General features: G+C 42.3%; 15 protein-coding genes. 12 read left to right on the forward strand and 3 right to left on the reverse strand.

The features are described from left to right. Positions 1–70 precede the first annotated feature (70 nt). From AC1EKT_RS05775 to AC1EKT_RS05790, 4 genes are all read left to right on the forward strand, one after another. On the forward strand, positions 71–1,603 hold the full coding sequence (locus AC1EKT_RS05775; RefSeq protein WP_391496046.1) for a PTS ascorbate transporter subunit IIC: 1,533 nt from the start codon (positions 71–73) through the stop codon (positions 1,601–1,603). A 222-nt stretch (positions 1,604–1,825) separates the two neighbouring features. Next, on the forward strand, positions 1,826–2,377 hold the full coding sequence (locus tag AC1EKT_RS05780; protein ID WP_101886199.1) for a YbhB/YbcL family Raf kinase inhibitor-like protein: 552 nt from the start codon (positions 1,826–1,828) through the stop codon (positions 2,375–2,377). Between the two features lie 111 nt (positions 2,378–2,488). Beyond that, positions 2,489–4,096, forward strand: a complete 1,608-nt coding sequence (locus AC1EKT_RS05785) for a C69 family dipeptidase (protein ID WP_481616199.1) — start codon at positions 2,489–2,491, stop codon at positions 4,094–4,096. 270 nt (positions 4,097–4,366) lie between these two features. Next, positions 4,367–5,884, forward strand: coding sequence for a formate--tetrahydrofolate ligase (locus AC1EKT_RS05790; protein ID WP_415683116.1), 1,518 nt, complete (start codon positions 4,367–4,369; stop codon positions 5,882–5,884). Positions 5,885–5,994: 110 nt separating this feature from the next. Here AC1EKT_RS05790 and AC1EKT_RS05795 read toward each other — a convergent pair whose 3' ends face one another. Beyond that, a complete protein-coding gene (locus tag AC1EKT_RS05795) occupies positions 5,995–6,840 on the reverse strand; it encodes an alpha/beta hydrolase (RefSeq protein WP_415683099.1) in 846 nt (281 codons plus the stop codon). A gap of 129 nt (positions 6,841–6,969) precedes the next feature. Between AC1EKT_RS05795 and rsmI the strand changes: the two genes are divergently transcribed. Beyond that, complete coding sequence (gene rsmI / locus AC1EKT_RS05800) at positions 6,970–7,872, forward strand: 16S rRNA (cytidine(1402)-2'-O)-methyltransferase (RefSeq protein WP_119527538.1); 903 nt, start codon at positions 6,970–6,972, stop codon at positions 7,870–7,872. A 32-nt stretch (positions 7,873–7,904) separates the two neighbouring features. On the opposite strand, the gene AC1EKT_RS05805 is transcribed toward rsmI, so the two are convergent. Together AC1EKT_RS05805 and AC1EKT_RS05810 are read right to left on the reverse strand one after the other, a co-directional pair. Further along, positions 7,905–8,168 (reverse strand): variant leucine-rich repeat-containing protein, encoded by a 264-nt coding sequence (locus AC1EKT_RS05805; RefSeq protein ID WP_421784957.1) that lies wholly within the window; start codon positions 8,166–8,168, stop codon positions 7,905–7,907. Next, complete coding sequence (locus AC1EKT_RS05810; RefSeq protein WP_415687685.1) at positions 8,159–8,785, reverse strand: hypothetical protein; 627 nt, start codon at positions 8,783–8,785, stop codon at positions 8,159–8,161. Before AC1EKT_RS05810 ends, AC1EKT_RS05805 begins: the two co-directional genes overlap by 10 nt. Positions 8,786–9,118: 333 nt before the next feature. Between AC1EKT_RS05810 and metG the strand changes: the two genes are divergently transcribed. From metG to AC1EKT_RS05845, 7 genes are all read left to right on the forward strand, one after another. Then, on the forward strand, positions 9,119–10,990 hold the full coding sequence (gene metG, locus AC1EKT_RS05815; RefSeq protein ID WP_481616200.1) for a methionine--tRNA ligase: 1,872 nt from the start codon (positions 9,119–9,121) through the stop codon (positions 10,988–10,990). Positions 10,991–11,344: 354 nt separating this feature from the next. Continuing rightward, complete coding sequence (locus AC1EKT_RS05820) at positions 11,345–13,159, forward strand: ABC transporter ATP-binding protein (protein ID WP_415687689.1); 1,815 nt, start codon at positions 11,345–11,347, stop codon at positions 13,157–13,159. Positions 13,160–13,161: 2 nt separating this feature from the next. After that, the gene (locus AC1EKT_RS05825) at positions 13,162–14,958 is read left to right on the forward strand and encodes an ABC transporter ATP-binding protein (RefSeq protein ID WP_415687691.1); all 1,797 of its coding nucleotides are present in this window, start codon (positions 13,162–13,164) and stop codon (positions 14,956–14,958) included. Positions 14,959–15,013: 55 nt separating this feature from the next. Beyond that, complete coding sequence (locus AC1EKT_RS05830; protein ID WP_481616201.1) at positions 15,014–15,994, forward strand: TatD family hydrolase; 981 nt, start codon at positions 15,014–15,016, stop codon at positions 15,992–15,994. A 165-nt stretch (positions 15,995–16,159) separates the two neighbouring features. Further along, positions 16,160–18,856, forward strand: a complete 2,697-nt coding sequence (locus AC1EKT_RS05835; protein WP_415689955.1) for a KUP/HAK/KT family potassium transporter — start codon at positions 16,160–16,162, stop codon at positions 18,854–18,856. Positions 18,857–18,871: 15 nt separating this feature from the next. Continuing rightward, the gene (locus AC1EKT_RS05840; RefSeq protein ID WP_421784961.1) at positions 18,872–19,684 is read left to right on the forward strand and encodes an HD domain-containing protein; all 813 of its coding nucleotides are present in this window, start codon (positions 18,872–18,874) and stop codon (positions 19,682–19,684) included. 144 nt (positions 19,685–19,828) lie between these two features. Continuing rightward, positions 19,829–19,975 (forward strand): hypothetical protein, encoded by a 147-nt coding sequence (locus AC1EKT_RS05845; RefSeq protein ID WP_162861153.1) that lies wholly within the window; start codon positions 19,829–19,831, stop codon positions 19,973–19,975. Positions 19,976–20,010: the final 35 nt, after the last annotated feature.

Genomic DNA, 20,010 nt, shown 5'->3' on the forward strand with positions numbered 1-20,010 from the left:
ACTGCTTTGGCATAGTCGTACTGTTATTTCATGCGCTATTCGCTTTTCTAAATAAAAAGAAGGAAATAAGATGAACATTGTAGTTCAGGTTTTAAATTTCATAAGTCAGCAGATTTTGAATGTGCCGGCTTATTTGATTGGTATTATTGCGGCAATCGGTCTTATCGCACTCAAGCGTAGTGCAGGACAAGTGATTGCAGGCGGCTTAAAAGCTGCTATGGGTTATCTCATTTTGGGTGCAGGTGCTGGCGTTGTTGTTGGCGCACTTGCTCCATTTGGTGACTTGGTTTTGAAGTCTACTGGTGCTCATGGTGTTGTACCTACAAATGAGGTTATTACTGCTCAGGCTGCAGGTCAGTACGGTGCTACTTCTGCATACATTATTGTGCTCAGCTTCGTTCTTATGCTTCTTGCTGCACGCTTTACTCCTTTGAAGTACATATTCTTGACTGGTCACCACATGGTGTTTATGTCTATGCTTTTGGCTCTAGTTCTTTCCGTTGGTTTTGGTGCAGGCAACCAGTTGCTTATTGTTATTGTCGGCTCTGTCATTATGGCAACGGTTATGGTTGTTCTGCCAGCTTTTGCGCAGCCTTTTATGAACCGTATTACTGGTAGTGATAAGCTCTCGATCGGTCACTTTAACTCTTTAAGCTACATTGTTTCTGGTGCTGTTGGTGCTGCTGTTGGTAAGAAGTCTAAGTCTACTGAAGATATCAACTTCCCTAAGGGTTTGAGCTTCTTGCGTGATTCAATGGTCTCCACGACTTTGTTGATGGTTGTGCTGTATTTGGTATTCGCAGTGTGGGCTTCAGTTGTGTTGCCAGTAAAGGAACTCTTCAAGATTTTCGCGTCTCACCCTACGGATTATAGTGCCTTCTACATGGCGGCTTTTGCTCAGGCTCTGCAATTTGGAATTGGTGTTAGTGTCATCCTTTATGGTGTTCGTATTATTTTAGGTGAATTGGTTCCTGCATTCCAGGGTATTGCTAACAAGGTCGTTCCAGGCGCTCGTCCAGCATTGGATATTCCAATCGTATTCCCATACGGTGCTAATGCTTCTCTTATTGGCTTCTTGTCTTCCTTCGTTGGAGGTCTTGTAGCTCTCGGACTTATTGCAATTTGGATGGGTCCAGCTTGGGGATTGGCATTGATTCTCCCAGGAATGGTGCCTCACTTCTTCGATGGTGGTGGTGCAGGCGTGTTTGGTAATGCAACCGGTGGTCGTCGTGGTGCTATTCTCGGTGGTTTTATTAACGGTTTAATTATTACATTCCTTCCAGCAGTATTGCTTACTGTTATGGGTTCCTTCGGCTTGGCAAACTCCACCTTCGGCGATGCTGACTTTGGTTGGATTGGTACTGTTGTGGGTAACTTCGCTCACCTCGGTGCCGGCGTTGGCGCTATAAGCTTGATTATTGTTGCTGTTATTCTGTTTGCCTTGGCTTGGGTATGGCAGGTTAAGGTTGTTAACACTGGCTGGCTTCCTGCAGTAAAGCATGCTGAGTTCATTGAAGAAATTAAGAAGCAAGAGCGTGCTGCTAAGAAAGCAGCTATGGCAGCTAAGGCTGCTGAAACTCATGAGGAGGCTGTTACAAAATAAATAGAGTACGGTAAAAAAATTACATTTTAGTTAATGCGCCCAGTTTAGATTTTTCTGGGCGCACGTTTTATATTGACCGTCAAATTATGCAGTTAGCGTTGTTTCTGTAGTGTTTTTTGCTTGAGCGCCACGATCCGCTTGAATAATTAGATTGCACAAACGTTGCGTTTATTTGTTACTCGCGCAGTTGATTAGTGTTGTGTAATGGTAGATACTTAAATTATGAATATTTCTACAGATTTCACTACCATTCCGGATGATTATTCTAAAGCTGCGCCGGAGCAGAATAAGATCAGTGGAGTGCCGGTAGTTTCTTTCCCGTTTTACGTTGATAATATGCCATCTTTCGTGCATTATTTGCATTGGCGTTTTGTTGACGACGACGCAATCCCAGTATGCGGTTTTGAGTGGATTCACTGGACTGCTGCAAACGTGCCTGTTGAAGCGTTAATGTTTGATTTTAACGATTCTCACGCTTTGCAAATACCGGAAGATTTTTCTCGCACAATGACTTCTATGATTCCGGAAGCTCTTCAAGGACGCAACTCGCAAGCAAGCAGATTTATTGGTTGCAATGATCCAGCAATTACTATGCGTTACAACGGCCCTCAGCCTCCTGATAAAGATCACGAATATATGTTTGAAGTTTTTGGCACAGAAAAGCCTTTGCCAAACCTTAAGCCGGGATTCTATATGAATGAATTGTTGCGCGAAGTGAGAAACGTAACTTCAGGTGTAGACGCTGGTGGCATGTTCCTTACTGGTAAAGCCTAAACGCAAGCGCTAGAGCAACCAATTATGGGAGCAGTTAACGCCTAAGCGTTAGAATCAAACAGTAATAAATATAAAAATAAAATATAAAATCTAAAAACAGGGGATGCAAATATGGCATGCACAACAATTCTTGTTGGTCGAAAAGCAAGTTACGACGGATCCACACTTATTGCGCGCAATGAAGACTCAGCAAATGGCGAGTTTAATCCAAAACGTTTAGTGGTAGTAAAGCCGGAAGATCAGCCTCGCGTTTATAAGTCTGTTCTTAGCCACGTAACAGTTGAGTTGCCGGATAATCCAATGCAATACACAAGCGTGCCAAATGCAGACTTGCGCGAAGGAATTTGGGGAGAAGCTGGCGTTAACGAAGCAAACGTGGCAATGAGCGCAACTGAAACGCTCACATCCAACGAGCGCGTGTTAGGCGCAGACCCAATGGTTGAGCTTCAAAAAGAACAAGGCAAAATTGGAGATGCTGACTATAAGCCGGAAGTGCCGGGTGGAATTGGTGAAGAAGACTTCTTAACGCTTGTTTTGCCTTATATTCGTAGCGCTCGCGAAGGCGTTGAGCGTTTGGGTGCATTGCTTGAAAAGTACGGCACTTACGAGATGAACGGCGTTGCGTTTTCGGATGTGAACGAGATTTGGTGGTTCGAAACTGTTGGCGGTCATCATTGGATTGCTAAGCGCGTGCCAGATGAAGCTTATGTTGTTATGCCAAACCAGCTTGGAATTGACGAGTTTGATTTGGACGATGCTTTTGATGCTCAAGAAGAGCATATGTGCTCGGCTGATTTGCTTGAGTTTATTGAAGAAAATCACTTGGATTTGTCTGTGGAAAACGCTTCTCCTTTCAATCCGCGCGATGCATTCGGCTCTCATTCGGATTCTGATCATGTTTACAACACTCCTCGCGCATGGTTTATGGAGCGCTTCTTGAATCCTTATGACGAAGTGTGGGATGGTAAAGATGCTGACCATCGTCCGGACAGCAACGATATTCCTTGGGCTCGCCAGCCTGAGCGTAAGGTAACAATTGAAGACGTTAAGTACGTTTTGAGCTCTCACTATCAGGGCACTGAGTATGATCCTTACGGCAAGCTTGGAGATGAGCATACTCGTCACATGTTGCGTCCAATCGGAATTAACCGTCAAAGCGAGCTTGCTGTAATGCAAATCCGCCCTTACATGCCGGAAGCAATGCGTGCAATTCAGTGGATTACTTACGGTTCTAATCCTTTCAATTCTTTGATCCCGTTCTATCCAAACGTAAATCGCACTCCAAAGTATTTGGAAGATACGACTACTCGCGTAACAAGCGAAAACTTCTATTGGGAGAATCGTATTATTGCAGCTCTTGCTGATGCCGCATTTAACGACACTGCAAACGCGATCGAACGCTACCAGGAAGTTGTCGGTTCCCTTGGCCACGCAATGGTTAAGTCTACGGATGCTGCCGTGGCAGATATTCTTGGCGTTGATTTGGCTGATTACGAGCCAGAGCGTGAAGGTGATGAAGGCGAAGATTACGATGATTTAGTTCGCGATCCTGAAGCTATTATTGCAGAGCTTCGTAACGACAAAGTGCGCGAGGCTTTGGCAGAAGCGAATGACGATATGGCAGCAAAGTTGAAGAAAGAAACCGATTCTTTGCTTGACACAGTGCTGTACATCACTAGCATGCGTATGAAGAATGGTTTTAATCGTTCCGATCACTGAAATGCAATTAAATAAGTTTTCGTAAATTGATACAGAAAAACTTACGAAAATAATTTAATAACTCAAGTGCCTTCCTAAGAAATGAACTTTTTATTTCATGCGGAAGGCATTTTGTTATCTTTTGTTATTTTGCTATAGACGTTGCTAATAGCGCGTATAGATATTGCGTGTGGTGCCTATGCTACGAGCAAACAATCGTATAGTATGAATCATGTAATTAACATTATCCGCATGCATAGTTGTGCCAATATGCCTATGAAAGAGGGGTACATGAGCATTCTTGATTCATACACTACAACATTCGGTTTGGTTAAAAAAATTGATGCCTTTGGCTATTTGGATTATTTAAAGCAACATCCAGAGGAGCCTAGGAAGTGCGGTAAAGTTCTGCTTGTTACTGCTGATACTCCTTTAAAAGCTTCTCGCGGAGAAGGTAAAACAACTACAACTATTGCGTTAGTTGATGCATTGCGTGAGCGCGGTGTGGACGCAGCTGCAGTTCTTCGTCAGCCGAGCATGGGCATTACAGCCGCTGGTTCTAAAGGTGGCGCGAGTGGTGGCGGTAAGTCTTCGCTTTCTCACCCTGAACTAATTGACTGGGGTCTGTGTGGTGAAATGGCTGCTATTGCTTGCGCGCAGAATTTGCTTGTGTCGTTTGCGGAAAAAGCAGTCGACGAGGGTGTTATTGATACTATTTTAGTTCCTCGAGTTAGTGAAGTTCCTTCGCGATCTTTGCGAAGCATTGCTGTTGATTTTGGCAAGGGGACTGTTCCTGAGCGCGTTGTTTTGACGCCAACTTGCGAGCTCATGCAAATCGTAGTGTTGTCGCGCAGTATGGATGAGATTTCTAATCGTGTTTCTTCAATGATTGCTGGTACAAAAGACGGTAAGCCTGTTAAGTTTGGCGAGTTTGTGGATTTGTGGCGAATTACAAATATTCTTGCCGACGCTGTAAAGCCTGCAAAAACTGAGACGATTAATGGTTCTCCAATCTACGTCCATTGTGGTCCGTTTGCGAACGTTTCGCTTGGTATTCCAAGCCTTGTAAGCGTTGAAATGGCTTGCGCCGAGCATGATGTTGTGGTTGTAGAAGCAGGTTATGGTACGGATGCTGGTGCTCAAAAGTGGTTAGATATTGCTGCTCGCGAGTTTGGTGCAAAGTGGCCTGCCGCTGCAGTTGTAGTTACTCGCGCAACTACTTGGCGAGATGACGAAACTTTGGCTTGGCGTTACCCATTCCATGTTTCTCGTTTGGAATCTCTTAATATCCCTACGTTCCCGTTGATTAATTTGTGGGAAGGCGAGGATGATCAAGTGCCTGAATTGTTGGAACAAGCTAAGTCTTTAGGATTCAGAAAGCCGATTGTTGGCAATTTATTCCGCGATGGTGGAGATGGTTTGGCAGATCAGCTTGACGATTTTGTGTCTGCAATAACTGATGATGTTGAAACGAAAGTTCCAGAAAGTCGCAGAGGTCAAGCGCTTTTGGATCGCGTTAACTTGCTGTGTGCAGAAGCTTACGGTGTTCCAACTGAACGTGTGATTGAAAAAGCTGGTTTTGAAGATTCGTTATCCGCAGCTGAGGATTTGTGCGCGAATGCTGGCGTTGATTTTAACAGTCTTGCGCTAGTTGCTGTTAAATCTCCTGCAACTATGACTGACGACGATCATAAGCCTGCTGAAGAGCGCACTGTGACATTGAAGAAAGTGGAAGTTCACGCTGGAGCTGGAGTTGTGCAAGTAAATCTCACATCTTCACTAACTACTCCAATGCCAAAAATCGTGTGATTGCTTTAATCGCGAGACAAATGTAACGTTTTTAGGCTGATTTTCGTTACATTTGCTTCATTTATGAGGCAAATGTAACGAATCTAAAACAAAGCACTAAGGCAGGTTGATTAGCACGCAAAAGTGCGATGCAACCAATCGCAAGCAAGCTTAACCCACTGCTGAACTTCTGGCTGCACAAATTCAGTAAGCACATTTCCGTTTTCGTCGCGTTTTGCTGTTTCTTTAACTGCCAAAGCTAAGCCGTGCGGTCCTTTAGGGAACAGGTGCGCTTCAACACTTACTCCAGCTTCAACGCAAGCGTTCACAAACATTATTGAATTTTCTACTGGAACTGTTTGATCTGTAACGGTTTGCCATACAAATACAGGTGGAGTTTTGCGGTCCACGTGATTTTCAAGCGAAAGTTTATTGACAAGTTCAGTTCGCTCTTCGTCGCTAACTTCTCCAAATAGACGATCGAACGTTGGCTTATGCGCATATTTTCCAGCAGAAATAACAGGATATGCGAGCATAAGAGCATTTGGACGCACGTCATCAGCAACATACCCGTTTGCTTCCTCAACTTCGTCGCTAACGCTAGTTGCAAGATTTGCAGCCACATGCCCTCCAGCGGAGAATCCAATAATTGCAACTTTTTGCGCATCTACGTGCCATTCTTTTGCGTTTTTGCGGATTAAGCTCATCGCTTCTGCGGCTTCTAAAAGCTGAGTTGGGTATGTGCTTGGAGTAAGCGAGTATCGCAACACAAAAGTGTGGAATCCTTCTGCAGCAAACTTCATAGCAACAGGTTCTGCTTCACGATTCGAGACGCGCAAGAAACCTCCGCCTGGCAAAATTAGAATTGCAGGACGGTTTTGCAAGCCTTCGCTATCTAAATTATCGTCTAAAATATATCCAATAAGCTGCGCATCGCTTCCATCTATACTTTTTATTTTCTGATTTATAATCTTCATAGTGTCTCTTTTCGTTTCGCTTATATTGCAATTACACTAAGCATAATTCTAATCAAATACCTCGCTTTGTAAGTGCGTTCTTTTATAAATTCGTGTAGAGTTTTAAGAAGTTTTATAAGGAGATTCAAGATGTGTAACGAAGAAGATAGTTTAGGTAAGGTTGTTTTAGCTGCTACGCCTATTGGAAATATGTCAGACGCTTCTGCACGATTAATTAATCTTCTTGAAACTGCTGATATTGTTGCTGCTGAAGACACGCGTAGGCTTTATGATTTAGCGAATCGCCTTGGCGTACATGTTTCTGGTAGCGTAATCGCATATCACGATCATAATGAGCGCAACAAGGCAGATGGTTTGCTAGACAAAGTTGAGCAGGGCAGCACTGTTCTTGTTGTTTCAGACGCAGGTATGCCTACAATTAACGACCCGGGTCTTGCTGTTGTTCGACGTGCAATAGAGCGCGATTTGCCTGTTACTTGCGCGCCTGGTCCTAGTGCAGTTTTAGATGCGCTTGCTCTTTCTGGATTGCCAACCGATCGCTTCTGTTATGAAGGCTTTTTGCCTCGTAAATCTGGTGAGCGTCAACAACATTTGCGCTCGCTTAAAGCCGAGCGACGAACAATAGTATTTTATGAGGCTCCACATCGTATTGCAGAAGCAATGGAAGACATATTGGCAGTACTTGGCTCTAATCGTCCAATGGCGTTATGTCGTGAACTTACAAAAGATTTTGAGGAAATTCGTCGTGGAACTGTGCAAAGTATTCACGATGGTGTTTTAGCGGATCCTCCTCGAGGTGAAATAGTTTTAGTTATCGGTGGTGCAAGTGACGAAGAAGTGCAGTCTGAAAGCACAGATTTAAGCATTGATGCTCTTGCAAAGCTTTCGCTTGAATGTGCAGAATCTGAAGGCTTGCGCATAAAAGAAGCCATTACGAAAGTAGTAAAAGAGCATCCGTTTGCTGACGGATCTTTTGCTAATCGTAAGCAAGTTTACGCATCTTGTCTTGAGCATAAACCTGATCAAAAGTAAGATTTTTGCTTTTTGTTACTATTTTTTGCTTTCTATTCATTGCTGTCATACGCAGAAAATAGCACTTCAAAACTGTAACGAACGTCAGGCCCGCCTTGTTGAGAAATATATTCTAAAATTTGCGCGTCTGCTGAAGGGTTTGCAATAATCCATTTGCGAAGTTCCGGTATTTTTTGCGCGATATACCATAGCACTTCCGTTTTTGTTGCAGGGTCGATAGCAACAGATGGCGTGAGTATTATAGGTGGTTTTGGAGGGCTGTTTGTTTTACTTGCATAAGAGTTCTTCATTTCCATGGTTTGTTTGCTTCTTTCGCAATGTTTCGTATCCAATTTCTTGCATGTATTGAGCCTGGGAAATATGGGTTTCTGTCAATAGTGCGTTTGCATTTTCGCAAGTCAATGCTGTATTTAGATATCAATAAGTGAGCAATATCTTTTCTATAAGGTTCGTACTCTTCGTTTTCGCTTGGAGTGTACGCTAAATCGCAAATTGTTCGTTCTGGCGTTGTTATTCTAATTTTTCCAAGTATCACGTATTCTTCATTGTTTAAGTGTCTTCGAAATGCGCGTATTGCATGGCCGTGCGGCTTTTTTCTTCTATGCCCGTAATCAATAACATCTATATTTTCAGGAAAATTGCCTCCTATCCAAACCCATGCTGCAGTAAATAAGCAGGCTATGCTTTCTGTAGGCATAAGATTGCTTACAATATTGCTTCTTCCTTGAGTGGAAGTAGCTGTTTTATTTGAATATCCTGCATTTAAATCAAGCCTATTGAATACGCCAATTTGAGAAAGTTTTTTCATGCACATTGGGCCCGGTAAATGGTTGTCGTCAAGTAATTCCGGGAATTGCGTTTGTGCTTCTTCGCAAATATCCAATAAATCGCGTATGTTTTGTTGTTTTTTCAATTTTCCTCAATCCTTTCTTTCTGCGTATTTATTTTTTAGCGCGACTATTTACAATGCGTATCGCGCATATTGTTGTTTTTCTAATGCATGTTTTTCTAACGCATATTTTCTAGCGAATGCTTTGTAATGCATGCTTTGTAGCGGATAAGTTTCGTAGTGCATAAGTTGAGGTTATGTTCATATTTGCTTCAATTCCAGGCTGCTTTTATAACTTGTGGATATGTGGATGAACTCGTATGAGGCTTGTTATTCAGCGTGTTTTTCTTGTATATTTGGGATTCGTTTTGCAATGTTCTTATCTACTGTCCGCGTTGAACAAGATAATAATTGTCTATGAGTCATATTTTGGTGAATGTTGCTTGGCCGTATGCTAACGGCCCTCGTCATATTGGTCACGTCGCAGGCTTCGGGGTTCCGTCAGACGTGTATGCGCGTTACGAGCGCATGAAAGGCAATGACGTATTAATGGTGTCTGGCACGGATGAGCACGGCACACCTATTTTGGTTGAAGCAGATAAGGAAGGCGTTTCTGCGCAAGAGCTTGCTAATCGTTATAATCGCGTGATTACTAAGGATTTGTGCGATTTAGGTTTGAGCTACGATTTATTCACGCGTACTACCACTGCAAATCATGAGCATGTTGTGCAAGAAATGTTCCGTCAATGCTTAAAGAACGGCTATATTTACAAGGGCACCCAGAAGGTTGCTATTTCTCCTTCAACTGGTCGTACTTTGCCAGATCGTTATATTGAAGGCACATGTCCATTGTGTGGCGCAGATGGTGCTCGCGGCGATCAATGTGATGCTTGTGGAAATGAGCTTGATCCGGATGAGCTTATTAATCCAGTTTCTAAAATTAATGGCGAAACTCCGCGCTTTGAAGAAACTGAGCATTATTTCCTAGACCTACCTGCTTTGGCTGAAGCGAATGTTAACTGGCTTCATTCTCGCGAAGGTTGGCGCACGAATGTTATTAATTTCTCGCTTGGATTATTTAATGAAGTAAAGCCGCGAGCTATTACGCGCGATATTGATTGGGGCATTCCTGTTCCTGTTGAAGGATGGATTGATAATCCAAATAAGCGTTTATATGTTTGGTTTGATGCTGTTATTGGTTACTTGTCTGCATCTATTGAATGGGCTCGTCGTCAAGGTAAGCCGGATGCATGGCGTGATTGGTGGTGTGACCCTAAGTCTCCTGGCTACTACTTTATGGGCAAAGATAACATCACTTTCCATTCTCAGATTTGGCCTTCAGAAATGCTTGCTTACAATGGTGCCGGTTCTAAAGGTGGCGAAGCTGGCGTTTATGGTCCATTGAATATGCCTGAACAGGTTGTTGCTTCTGAGTTCATGACTATGGAAGGCAAGAAGTTCAGTTCTTCACGCGGAATTGTGATTTATGTGAAGGATATTTTGGCTCGTTACCCTGTGGATGCTGTGCGTTACTACATTTCTATTGCGGGTCCAGAAAATTCTGATGCAGATTTTACTTGGGCTGAGTTTGTGCGTCACAATAACGAAGAGCTTGCTGCAAGTTGGGGTAATCTTGTCAACCGTGTTGCAAATCTTATTAATAAGAACTTTGGCGCAATTCCTCCTCTTGATGAAGATTCTATGACTTCAATGGATCGCGCTCTTCTCGATCAAACTTCTGATGCTTTTGCTTTGGTTGGTAGTTTGATTGAGCGCCATCGTCAGAAGAATGCTCTTGCTGAAGCAATGCGAGTAGTTGCGGATATTAATAAATATATTTCCGCAACTGAGCCTTGGAAGATTAAAAATGATGAGGCGCGCCTTGGTACTGTGTTGCATGTTGCAGCTCAAGCTGTTTCGGATGCCAATCATCTTCTTGCGCCGTTCTTGCCTCATGCAGCTCAAAAAGTTTGGGAAGCGCTTGGTGGAACTGGCGTATTCTCGCCTCTGCCTCATATTGAAGAAGTTGAAGATTTGGATAATCCAGACTTTAAGTATCCGATTATTACGGGCGATTATCGCTTGGGAGAAACTGTTCATCCTTGGGAGAGTGAGGAGTTGGTAGCAGGTACTCCTGTGCCTAAGCCAAGTCCTATTTTTGCCAAGATTCCAAAAGAAGCAGTTGAGGAGGAGCTTGAGCGTTTCGCATCTGCTTTATCTGAGCGTCAGCGTGTCGAGGCAGAAAGACTCGCTGCTGCAAAAAAATCTTTGGAAAATAGTGGGGAATAGGTTGAAATTTTCAATAAATAAATTGTAAAATTAGAAAACCTAGCGAACGTTTCTCTAAAAGAAAATATTTTAAGGAAATTTTAAGGAAAAAACTCTTTTCTTTGGACGAATGTTTAGCTATACTAACAGATGTTAATGGTTCGCCATTAGCGAGGTTCGTTCGCGAACCCCATAATTGAAACCTTCTTCTCTCTTTCTCTCTGCCCCGGCGGGTTTCTCTTCTCGCCGGGCTTCTTTTTATCTTTTGACATTTAACACATGTTTTGACTTGCGCCGCATGTTTTTGTTTTTGTATGTAAAATTATTTATTGATTTATTTTTTTTTATTTGTGTGAGCAAAGGGGAAAACAGCGCATGTATGTCAATCCAAATAAACGCAAAGACGCGAGTAACGTGCGCTGGGTATTGCAATACTGCAAGCCAGACATGTGGAGAGTAGGCGTATCGCTTGTACTTTTTACAATTAACGACACAATGGCAATGACAATGCCGTTGCTTTCGGGCTTTATTGTAGACAAAATCATTATTGGCAAACAGCATAATCTACTTATAAGCGTATGCGTTTTAATGGTCGCAATGATGATTATTCGCGTTGGCTCAAGATATATTTACCAGCTTCAAATGGAAAGATTCGGCCAAAACGCCGTGTACCGCCTTGTAAGCGACGAGTATGAGAAGCTGCACTCTTTGGACTTTACGTACTTTAATCACACGCGCACAGGCGATATTATGAGCCGAATGACGTCGGATACGGATGCGATTCGCCATATTTTAAGTTGGGTTTCATATATGGCGTTAGATTGCGTAGTAATGTTCGTGCTTGCGCTAGTTATAATGTTTTCAATTCAGTGGAAGCTCGCTTTAGCACTTATGGCAATTACGCCATTTTTGTTCCTGCTTGCAAAAATTATGGGCAAAAAAGCTAGACCGAAGTTCCTTGCAATTCGCGAATCCTTCGCGCGCATGAATTCAATGGTTGAAGAAAATATCGAGGGTAATCGCGTAGTAAAAGCTTTTGTGCGCGAAGATTACGAAACTAAAAAATTCGACGAGTGTAACGAAGACTATTTTAATCGCAATATTACGCTTGCAAAAAACACCCAAAAATACATGCCGTGGCTTGATGGCATGGGTTTTATGCTCGAGCTTATAACAGTTGGTTTCGGCGGATGGCTTGTTTTAAACGGCAGCATGACATTAGGCACATTCGTTACTTTTAACAGCTTCCTTTGGATGCTTCACATGCCGGTACGAATGGCGGGATGGCTTATTAACGACTGGCAGCGTTTTAACGCAGGATGCGTGAATATTCGCAAGCTTCTTACGCAAGAATCGCATATTAAACATCCAAAAGAAGCTGACGAAACAGTTAAAATCAAAGGCAAAATTACTTTTGAGCATGTTGATTTTTCATTCCCAGATGATCAAGACTCTCTAATTTTAAAAGATATTGATTTAAACGTTCCTGCTGGGAGCAAACTGGGTATTCTTGGTGAAACTGGTTCCGGCAAATCAACTCTCGTAAGTCTTATAGCAAGATTCTACGATCCTACGCGCGGTCGTGTTTTAATTGATGGAAAAGACGTGCGCGAATGGCCGCTAGAAACTGTTCGTAACCAAGTTAGCATAGTTGCGCAGGAAACATTCCTATTTTCGGACACTATTGCAGGAAATATTAGTTTTGGATTAACCCAAACTAAAGAAAATTGTAAGGAATTAGATAATACTATTCGCACGATGGCAACAATTGCTGCAGCGGACGATTTTATTATGAATATGCCAGAAGGCTATGAAACAGTAGTAGGTGAGCGTGGCGTAGGTCTTTCTGGTGGACAAAAGCAGCGTTTGAGCTTAGCTAGAGCGTTGGCAAATAATCCTGCAATCTTGATTATGGACGATACAACTTCTGCTGTAGATATGGAAACGGAAGAGCATATTCAACAAGAGCTAAAGAAACTCGACGGCACGCGCACTGTAATCACTATTGCGCACAGAATTTCATCCGTTAAAGATGCAGACATGATTGTTGTGCTAGATCACGGCAAAATCGTTGAACGTGGCACGCACGCAGAACTTGTGGCAGCACACGGAAGATACTGGGAGATTTACAGGAAGCAGCTTGGATTGCAAAGCGGCAAATCTGCAGGATTCGAAACGAAGGGGGAGTAGAAATGGCGCAACGAAACACTTATCGCGAAGATGAAGAACAAGAAGAGCATGTGAACGTGCATGAGCTTATGCGCGTTAAAAAATACATGAAGCCGTACACTGCTAAACTTCTACTCGTAATTATGGTAGTTATAAGCGGAAGCATAATTATGACAGCAATGCCAATGATTACAAAAACGCTAATTGACGTTGTGTTGCCGCAGAAAAATGTAAATTATTTATATGCAATTATTGCAGTATTTGCAGTGCTCATTATATTGTATGAACTCGGTTTAGCGTATAGAACTTTAGCAATTACGCGCATCGGTCAGATGATAATCAAAGACATGCGCCGAGATATTTTTACGCACGTGCAATCATTATCTTTTGACTATTTTGATTCGCGTCCACACGGGAAAATCCTGATTCGCATTGTAAACTACATCAATACGCTTTCTGACACGCTTTCGTCTGGTTTAATTAACGTATTTTCCGACGTTTTTGTGCTTATTATTACATTGATAACAATGTTTGTTATAGATTGGCGAATGGCTTTGTGGAGCTTAGCGCTATTCCCAATATTTATAATTTGGACACGCACTTTACAAATTTTGCAAAGAAAAGCGTCTAAAAAGTTATCAAATAAACAAAGTAATTTAAATGCGTATTTGCACGAATCAATCGCAGGAGTAAAAACAACTCAAACTTTTGCGCGAGAAGCTACAGCATACGCTACTTTCCAAGAGCAACAAGCAGAAGTAAGAACTGCTTGGATGCGAAACGTTAGAGTGCAAATGTTACTTTGGCCTGGCGCTTCAATTATTGAGACTGCAGCAATAGCGCTTTTGTATTACGCTGGTATAACAAACTTGGGTGCAATGAACGTGAGCACGGGTACGCTTATAGCATTTGTTTGGTATTCGACTACTTTTTGGGATCCAGTAGTAAATATTGGAAACTTCTACACGCAACTTGTAACATGCTCAGTTTATTTGGAACGAATTTTTGAAACTTTAAGAATTAAGCCAAATATTGTAGATAAACCAGATGCTATTCAATTGCCTCAAATCGAAGGAAAAGTAGACGTAAACGACGTTGTTTTCCGTTACGAAGAAGATGGAAGGCCAATATTAAACTTGGTTGATTTGCATATTAATCCTGGCGCTACTGTAGCTCTTGTGGGACCTACTGGCGCAGGAAAAACAACTCTTGTAAGTCTTCTTTCTAGATTCTACGATGTTTCAGAAGGCTCAATTACTATAGACGGGTACGACGTACGTTCAGTAACGCTCGCATCTCTTAGAAAACAAATGGGCGTAATGTTGCAAGATAGCTTTATTTTCAGTGGAACCGTACGCGAGAACATCCGCTACGGAAAGCTCGATGCAACTGATGAAGAAATTGAGAATGCAGCGCGCGCAGTTCATGCTCACGAATTTATTGAAGAGTTGCCGAACGGATACGATACTGAGATTGAAGAGCGAGGAGCCACTCTTTCTGCAGGCCAGCGTCAGCTTATATCGTTTGCGCGAGTATTACTTGCAAATCCGCGAATTCTTATTCTAGACGAGGCAACAAGCAATATTGATACTCGTACAGAAGAAGCATTACAAGCAGGATTAGCTCAATTACTTAAAAATCGCACATCTTTTGTAATAGCGCATAGGCTTTCGACGATTGAGAATGCGGATTTGATTTGCGTAATCGATCATGGAGAAATTGTTGAAAAAGGCACTCATAACGAGCTTATGGATGCAAGAGGAGCATATTATCGTCTTGTAAAATCGCAATATGATGCAATTCGCAAAACAGTTTTATAAACACTTATAATTGCAATAAAAATTGACAGTTGAGTTTGTGAGTAGACTTAAAAATATGAGTAAACATCATCGCGAACATAATTGGGCGCCGGCTTTAGCATCGCAATCTGCAGTATGGGAAAATCTGCTACAAGAAGGAATAACAATTGCAGACGATCATACGCACATGCTTAGCGTTGTGGATTTTGCGCATAATCTAAATCAAGAATTAGCAGAAAAAGGTCGCGATGTAATAGCGGAACCTTCTGCAGACGACTTAGTTGCTCAAGCAAAATCATCAGGCGTTTCGCACATGCTAGAAGTCGGATGTGAATATCCAGATTGGGAGCCGACGATTAAATTTGCTCAAACGCATGAAAATTCAGTTCGCGCAGCAATAGCAATACATCCAAACGAAGCAGTATTACACGGTCACAAAGGAGCTAAAGGCCCTGATGGATTGCCTATAGTTTATAAGCCGTATCACGATATTCCATTTGACGAAGCTATGCAACATTTGCGCTCGCTAGTAATTGCGTATCCAAAAGAAGTAGTTGCAATAGGCGAAACCGGTTTAGATTACTTTCGTACGGGAGAGCCTGCGCGAGAAGCACAAATAGAGGCTTTCCGCGACCATATTGCGCTCGCAAAAGAATTAAACTTGCCTTTGCAAATTCACGATCGTGACGCTCACGAAGACGTAGTAAAAGTCTTGCTAAAAGATGGTGCTCCTGAGCGAACAGTATTTCACAGCTATGCTGGTGGTGTGGATTTAGCAGAAATATTGAAAGAGCACGGCTGGTACGCAAGTTTTTCTGGAACTATAAGTTACAAAGGCAATGATGAATTACGAGAATCTGCGCGAATTATTGGCAAAGATCATATAACTGTTGAAACGGATGCGCCTTATTTAACGCCAATGCCGTATCGTGGACGTCCAAACGCGCCTTATATGGTTCCTTATACGCTAGAAACACTTTCTGAAGTTTTAAATATATCGTTATTGCAAGCAGCGAAAGTTACACGCGAAAATACGCGAAAAATTTACGAATTTTAGAAATATAAGAATCCTTAATTTTCAAGGATTTTTTAATATTTTTTGCGCGATGCACTATTGTTGTATACAATATCCAAGTACGGAAATAAAACTGTGAGGTGTGAGGTTTATGCGACTTCTTGTTGGCATCAAGAAGAAGCCTCATATATGGAGGAACAATTAAGCATGACTAAGTCACGCACTGCTGTACCGTCAAACGATAGTACAAAGGATCCTCGCAACGGCGCGAAAGATTCCGAGAAAAGCACTAAATCCTTAAAAAGCACTAAGGACGCTATATTGCGAGCTGCCTCGTTTACTAAGGCTCCTCAGGTGTCAAAAAAAACGACAACGCGTGAAGAGCGCAAAGTAATAGCTCAACAGCAAGCGCAAGAGGTAAAAGAAGCAGAAAAGCTTGTTGCTAGTGCAGTACGAGGTCCGTTAGGTAGATGGTGGGCAAAATTGCAAACCAGTTCCGATCGTTTTACATTGGGAATGGCAATTGTTGCTCTTGGCGTTGTTTATGGCGATATTGGTACTTCTCCGCTTTATACTGCGCAAACATTTTTAGCAGGTCAAGGTGGATTACAAAGCATAAATCGCGCAACTATATACGGCATGCTTTCGCTGTTATTCTGGTCAATCACATTAATTACAACCGTAAAATACGTATTTGTTGCAATGAGAACAGACAACAAAGGCGAGGGCGGCATTTTTGCTTTATATTCGCTTCTGCGTAAAAAAGGCGCGTGGCTTGCAATACCGGCAATGATTGGTGGAGCCGCGTTTTTGGCAGATTCTGTGCTGACTCCTGCAGTTTCCATCTCTTCAGCAGTTGAAGGTTTGCGTACTATTGCAGTGTTTAAGCCAATATTCTTAGAAAATGAGAATTTGTCGATGATGATTACGATTGTTATCATCGTCATACTTTTCTCTGTACAGCAGCGCGGAACCGAGCGAATTGGCAAAGTATTTGGCATTGTTGTGATGCTTTGGTTCGCTTTCCTTGCGCTTGTTGGCGTTATGAATATTGACCAAGATTGGGCTATTTTTGAAGCACTTAACCCAATTTATGGCGTGAAATTCCTGTTTAGCACGCACAATGTGCAGGGATTAGCTGTTATGGGCGTGATCTTCCTTTCTACTACTGGTGCTGAAGCGTTATATTCCGATATGGGGCATGTTGGTAGAGGTAATGTTTACGCAACCTGGCCATTTATTAAAGTTGCTTTGCTGCTAAATTACTTTGGGCAAGGCGCTTGGATGTTGAAAAATCAAAACGATAAAGCGTTATGGTCAATAGAAGGCTTGAACCCATTCTTCCAAATGCTTGAACCGAATGTACGATATGTTGCCGTTATTCTTTCTGTTACTGCAGGCATTATTGCTTCTCAAGCGCTTATTACAGGCGCATATACGATGGTTTCTGAGGCAACAAGCCTAAATTGGATGCCTCATTTGCAAGTGCGATATCCTGCTAGAACTCGTGGACAGCTGTATATTCCAGTTGTGAACGTTGTTCTATGTGTTGCCACTATCACAGTTCTTGCGGTATTCCGCGACTCTGAGCATATTTCTGGCGCATACGGTTTAGCTTTAACTCTAACTATGCTTGCTACGACTATTTTGCTCACAGTGCACATGTGGTATCAAAAGAAGCATTTTGGTGCTTTCGTGTTTGCAATTGTATTCCTCATGATTGAGATGATGTTCTTTGTGGCTTCTATGGCGAAATTCATGCACGGTGGCTGGTTTACTATGCTGCTTGGTGCTTCAATTTTGATCATTATGGTCACTTGGAAAGACGGAACTAAAATCGAACGTTCGCAACGTTTGCACATGAAGCCGAAAGATTTCTTACCTGTGCTAGATAAGTTGCATGGAGATTTTAGAATTCCGTATTTCGCCGACAATATTGTGTATTTGACTTCCGATCGTGAAATGAAGCGTCTCGATACTGGAATCTTCTTCTCCATTTTTGCTGATCACCCAAAGCGAGCTAGAGCTTGGTGGGCTGTTTCTGTAGAAACAGATGACGCTCCGTTTACTCGTGAGTATTGTGTAGAGAATTTCGGTACTGACTACTTATTCCGCGTAAAAATTAAGCTCGGATTTAAAGTGTCGCCTTCTATACCAGCGTATCTTCACCAAATCATGCACGATTTGTCTCACACGGGCGAGCTTCCTCGTCAAAAATCTGTGTATCCAAAGGTTGATGCAGATCCAGATATTGGACCAATTCGTTACGTGCTGTTGCACAAAGCGTTGATGCCGGAATCTAATATTTCTGTGCGTGGAGCGTTATCTCTAAAGATGAAATATGCAATTAGGCATGTTGCTGGTACGCCAGTTAAATGGTTTGGTTTGGCTCCATACAATCCGGTTGTTGAAGTGCAGCCGTTGTTTGTTTCTACTCGCAGACCTCCGCGTTTGAAGCGTGAAGACTGCTCTCAGCGAGCAGTTCAATCTTTGCAAGGTGCTTCAGCAGTTGAGACTAATATTCACGTTGCGAAAGATATCAGACCTACTGACGCTGAGCAAACTGCTGTTATGAATGCACGAGATATTGCGGCTGCTAATGTGATGTTTGCTGACGAAAAACTTGCCAATACTGGGAAAATTAGCCCAGTTCCAATTAAAGAGACAAAAAAAGTTAGCGCGGAGAAGCCTAATAAAGACGTAGCAAATATCGATGCAGCGAATGTTACGCATGCTGTTGTGCAAGCTGTGGAGGATGCTGCTCGCATAGATGATGCGAATAGTGTTGAATCCGAAAAAAGCGTTGCAAACGAAAAAAGCGTTGCAATTGAAAAGAATGCTGCAACTGAAAAAAGCGTTGCAAACGAAAAGAGTGCAAAAAATAATCTTAAGGAAGAGTCTTAAGGAAGAGTCTTAAAAATGGAAAATGGTGCAGAAAGCATACTTAATTGCAACTCGATAAAACTCGCTAATTTACCTGATTTTAGTGAAGTAGAGAAATTGCATAAAGCAACTGCACCATCTTCTGCCGCTTATGAGCTTATTCACGGTCATTGTGTTGTAATATCGACGATCTCTTGGCAAATTGCTCATCATTGCAATATGCTTTTGTCATCTGAAAATCATGCTCCTCAAATGAGTGATACTTTGCGTAAGCGTGATGAATTAGCAAAAAATTGCCTTCAGGAGCTTGTTGGAGATAGTTATGCATTACCTGCGATCAGTGGTGGATTAGCTCCAAAACAGTATATTGATGAATACGCAGCTTTAATAGGTGGATTGTTGCACGATATTGGCACGTATTTTGTTCTTGAAAGTGATGGCAGTAGCAACGCTGGTGGCATATTGCGCTTTGATGGGCCGAATTATATTTTGCACGGTTTGCGCGGATATAAATATTTAATTGATAATGGTTTTAGCGAGGACGTTGCGCAATTTGCGCGCAATCATACTGGAGTTGGTTTGACTCGAGAGCAAGTTGTTGCGCAAAATTTGCCTCTTCCTGCTGAAGACTATATTCCGCAAACAGTTGAGCAAGAAATTGTTATGGTTGCGGATAAATATAACAGCAAATCAATTCCTCCTCGTTTTTTGACAGTTGACGCTTATCGTCGCAAGGCTGCGCGATTTGGTGAAGACAATGCTAATAAGTGGATGCAATTGGTCGCGAAATATGGTGAGCCAGATATTGCAGGTCTGGCAGAAATCTTTAATATGCGCGTTGACGCGTGAGCGTTAGTGATTTTTTGCGTATTTTTATCCTATTTTTGCGTATTTTTTAAGAAATTTATTATTTTTTAAAAAGTTTTTATAAATTCGATATTGGATAGCATGCTTTTTTGGGTGCTTTTTCGCGTTTTTCGACACGCCGGTGTTTTGGCTTGTTTTCAATGGTTTTGGGGTGTTTGTTTTTGGTGGGTTTGCGTTTTAGCGTGGGTTGGTGTAAGTTTATCTCTTGCTGCTCAGCGCGGCTGGTTCTCATCGGTTGAGGTTGATGAGCCGGCTGGTGTGGTGGTGGTTTGAGAACTCAAGAGCGTGTCTGTACTACTTATTAGTTA

It is taken from the genome of Bifidobacterium sp. C0047B3, assembly GCF_056590535.1.

Bases quoted from the DNA above. Each gene is read 5' to 3' on its own strand.
- AC1EKT_RS05840 (WP_421784961.1), top strand. From the start codon at position 18,872: ATGGAAAATGGTGCAGAAAGCATACTTAATTGCAACTCGATAAAACTC.
- AC1EKT_RS05835 (WP_415689955.1), top strand. From the start codon at position 16,160: ATGACTAAGTCACGCACTGCTGTACCGTCAAACGATAGTACAAAGGAT.
- AC1EKT_RS05780 (WP_101886199.1), top strand. From the start codon at position 1,826: ATGAATATTTCTACAGATTTCACTACCATTCCGGATGATTATTCTAAA.
- AC1EKT_RS05830 (WP_481616201.1), top strand. From the start codon at position 15,014: ATGAGTAAACATCATCGCGAACATAATTGGGCGCCGGCTTTAGCATCG.
- AC1EKT_RS05790 (WP_415683116.1), top strand. From the start codon at position 4,367: ATGAGCATTCTTGATTCATACACTACAACATTCGGTTTGGTTAAAAAA.
- metG (WP_481616200.1), top strand. From the start codon at position 9,119: ATGAGTCATATTTTGGTGAATGTTGCTTGGCCGTATGCTAACGGCCCT.
- AC1EKT_RS05795 (WP_415683099.1), bottom strand. From the start codon at position 6,840: ATGAAGATTATAAATCAGAAAATAAAAAGTATAGATGGAAGCGATGCG.
- AC1EKT_RS05805 (WP_421784957.1), bottom strand. From the start codon at position 8,168: ATGGAAATGAAGAACTCTTATGCAAGTAAAACAAACAGCCCTCCAAAA.
- AC1EKT_RS05820 (WP_415687689.1), top strand. From the start codon at position 11,345: ATGTATGTCAATCCAAATAAACGCAAAGACGCGAGTAACGTGCGCTGG.
- AC1EKT_RS05825 (WP_415687691.1), top strand. From the start codon at position 13,162: ATGGCGCAACGAAACACTTATCGCGAAGATGAAGAACAAGAAGAGCAT.
- AC1EKT_RS05775 (WP_391496046.1), top strand. From the start codon at position 71: ATGAACATTGTAGTTCAGGTTTTAAATTTCATAAGTCAGCAGATTTTG.
- AC1EKT_RS05785 (WP_481616199.1), top strand. From the start codon at position 2,489: ATGGCATGCACAACAATTCTTGTTGGTCGAAAAGCAAGTTACGACGGA.
- rsmI (WP_119527538.1), top strand. From the start codon at position 6,970: ATGTGTAACGAAGAAGATAGTTTAGGTAAGGTTGTTTTAGCTGCTACG.